The organism is Peterkaempfera griseoplana, from assembly GCF_001418575.1.
Classification (GTDB): domain Bacteria; phylum Actinomycetota; class Actinomycetes; order Streptomycetales; family Streptomycetaceae; genus Peterkaempfera; species Peterkaempfera griseoplana.
This window is the reverse complement of the sequence record NZ_LIQR01000677.1, coordinates 1-3,016: the sequence shown is the minus strand read 5'-3', so window position 1 is coordinate 3,016 and position 3,016 is coordinate 1. Positions and strand designations below refer to the sequence as shown.

General features: G+C 73.6%; 3 protein-coding genes and 1 tRNA gene. All 4 read right to left on the bottom strand.

The features are described from left to right. Window positions 1–388: 388 nt before the first annotated feature. Window positions 389–841 (bottom strand): DUF4442 domain-containing protein, encoded by a 453-nt coding sequence (locus AOK09_RS35230; RefSeq protein WP_055591263.1) that lies wholly within the window; start codon window positions 839–841, stop codon window positions 389–391. A gap of 220 nt (window positions 842–1,061) precedes the next feature. After that, window positions 1,062–1,137, bottom strand: a tRNA-His gene (locus AOK09_RS35225). Window positions 1,138–1,263: 126 nt separating this feature from the next. Beyond that, window positions 1,264–1,866, bottom strand: a complete 603-nt coding sequence (gene orn, locus AOK09_RS35220; RefSeq protein ID WP_055591262.1) for an oligoribonuclease — start codon at window positions 1,864–1,866, stop codon at window positions 1,264–1,266. Between the two features lie 5 nt (window positions 1,867–1,871). Further along, the coding region (locus AOK09_RS35215; RefSeq protein ID WP_175609384.1) for a helix-turn-helix domain-containing protein at window positions 1,872–3,016 on the bottom strand (1,145 nt) is incomplete at its 5' end.

The window sequence follows — 3,016 nt, the reverse complement described above, 5'->3', positions numbered from 1 at the left end:
CTGATGGGTCGGGCGGGTCCGGGTCGGGCGGCGCGGCCGGGGCGGGCGCGTAGGGCGGTGCGGCCGGGTCAGGCACGTCCGGGTCCAGGCGTCTGACGGATTGGGTGGCGCTGACGGGTCGGGCACGGCCGGCGCGGGCGACGCTGACGGGCCGGGTGGACAGGGCGGCGCGTCCGGGTCTCGCGGATCGGGTGGTGAGCGGCCCTGCGACGGGAGCGACGTGCCCCCCCGGGGGATCGGGGTGGCCGAGGCGGGTCCGGACGGCCTGGCGGGGGGGTGGAGGCTACGCGGCCGGCCGCCGAGGAGTCCCGGGACTGCGGTGGCCCCTCGGCGGCCGGACGGCTCCGGAACGGGGCTCTCGGAGGTCCCGGCGCCCCGGCCCCGTACCTCAGGAGTTGGGACGCAGCGTCCAGACGATGGTCATCTCTCCGGTGACGGCGCCGTCCTCACGGGTGATCTGCACCGTGACCCTGAACTCGGGCCGCTCGCCCCGGTCCAGCTCGGCGACCACCTCCGCCGCCGGGCGGTCCAGTACCGCCGTGGCGGTGACCGGGCCCATGGCGAGCTTCCGGTAGGCGATCTCGGCGCTCACGGCGAGCGGCACGGCCCGCGACAGCTGGTCGCTGAAGGCGGCGAGGACGATACAGCCGCTGGCCGACTCGGCGAGCGTGAACATGGCTCCGGCGTGCGGGCCGCCGACGTGGTTGTGGAAGTCGGGCTGGTCCGGCAGCCGGAGCACCGCCCGCTCGGGGGAGGTCTCCAGGTACTCCAGCTTCAGGGTGCGGGCCATGGGCACGGTGGCCGCCAGCAGCTCGCCGATCGAAGGCGTCGGTCCGGTCATGCGCGGGATGTTACCAGCGGGTAGGTCTGCCGGGACAGGGGCATTGGACCGCACCTGAGATGACGGGCCTTCACCACGGGGCGACGCACGCCCGATTCCGCCGGCTGGGGCGCCGCAGCCCGCGCGGAGATGCCCGACATGCCGGTCGGCAGGGCCGGAGGGGGCGGGTACGCAGAAAGAAGGCCGCCAGCCTGCTCTCGCAGACCGGCGGCCTTCTTGGTGGGGTGAGCGACGGGGCTCGAACCCGCGACCTCCGGGACCACAACCCGGCGCTCTACCAGCTGAGCTACGCCCACCATCTGTTCGGTGCGCCTCGCGCTCCGACGCGGATAACTCTACAGGATCCAAAGGGGTGCTCGCGCCAGGGTTTCCGCACGCCCACCCGGTGTCGCGGAGAACCGCGTCACGGCGAGGGTGCCAGGTCAGGACGGCAGCGCCGCATTCCGGGCGGCTATGGCCCGGGCCGTGTCGCTGTCGGGACCGGGCTGCGGCACGAACACGGCCTCGCGGTAGTAGCGGAGCTCGATGATGGAGTCCCGGATGTCGGCCAGCGCCCGGTGGTTGCCGTTCTTCTCCGGGCTGTTGTAGTAGGCGCGCGGATACCAGCGGCGGGCCAGCTCCTTGATGGAGGAGACATCCACGATGCGGTAGTGGAGGTGCGCCTCCAGCGCCGGCATGTCGCGGGAGAGGAAACCGCGGTCGGTGGCCACCGAGTTGCCGCAGAGCGGCGCCTTCCCGGCGTCCGGGACGTGCTCGCGCACATAGGCGAGCACCATCGCCTCGGCCTCGGCCAGCGTCACCCCGGAGTCCAGCTCCTCGAGCAGGCCCGAGGAGGTGTGCATCTGACGCACCACCTCGGGCATGTTCGCCAGGGCCTCCGCAGGCGGCCGGATCACGATGTCCACACCCTCGCCGAGGATGTTGAGCTCGGAATCCGTGACCAGCGCAGCCACCTCGACCAGGGCGTCCCGGTCGAGGTCGAGGCCTGTCATCTCACAGTCGATCCATACCATCCGGTCGTTCACATGTCTCACCCTACGGCGCGACCGCGCGGACCGGGCACAGTGCGCCCCCGGCGGGCTTCCGCCGCCTGCCCGTCGCCCCCGGGCTGAGGACCCTGGCCGTCGGGCGCCTCGGCACGCTCCACCCGGTGACCCCGACCCCGGGCGCCCGGCTGCGGGCGGCCGTCGTCGATGGCCGAGTGGTCCGGCAGCGCGGACGGAGGTACGGCCCTGCCGCCCCGCTCCGCGGGGAACCCCTGCTGGAGCGGAGTGCCGCCGGGACCGCCGCCCGGGTGGTGGCCGGAGCCGCCCGGTGGACGCTCCGCCGGCTGCGCCTGCGCCTGCGAGGGCACGACGGCGGGCGACTGCGGCCGCCGGGACCGGAAGTTGGTCCGGTACACGGCGGGGGAGACACCCAGCTGCCTGCGGAAGTGCCCGCGCAGCGCCACCGGCGAGCGGAAGCCGCAACGGCGGGCCACCTCGTCCACCGACAGGTCGGAGGTCTCCAGCAGCCGCTGCGCCTGGAGCACCCGCTGGGTGATCAGCCACTGCAGCGGGGCACTGCCGGTCAGCGAACGGAAGCGCCGGTCGAAGGTGCGCCGGCTCATATAGGCACGGGCAGCCAGTGCCTCCACGTCGAACTGCTGGTTGAGGTTCTCCAGGGCCCAGGTCACGACCTCGGCGAGCGGGTCGTTGCCGATCTCCTCAGGTAAAGACCTGTCGATGTACTGGGCCTGACCGCCGGGCCTGCGGGCCGGCACCACCAGGCGGCGGGCCAGCGCGTTGGCCGCCTCCGCGCCGTGGTCGGTGCGCACCACATGCAGGCAGAGGTCTATTCCGGCGGCCGTGCCGGCCGAGGTGAGGACGTCGCCGTCGTCGACGAAGAGCTCCCGCGGGTCCACATGCACCCGCGGATAGCGCTTGGCCAGGGTCGGCGCGTACATCCAGTGGGTGGTGGCCGGGCGTCCGTCCAGCAACCCCGCTGCGGCCAGGACGAAGGCCCCGGTGCAGAGGCCGATGATCCGGGCGCCCTCCTGGTGGGCCTTGCGCAGGGCGGCGATCGCCTCCACCGGAGGGGCCTGCGAGATCGAGCGCCAGGCCGGCACGACGATGGTGCCGGCCCTGCCGAGGGCGTCCAGTCCGTACGGTGCGGTGAGGGTCAGGCCGCCGGTGG

Bases quoted from the DNA above. Each gene is read 5' to 3' on its own strand.
- AOK09_RS35230 (WP_055591263.1), bottom strand. From the start codon at position 841: ATGACCGGACCGACGCCTTCGATCGGCGAGCTGCTGGCGGCCACCGTG.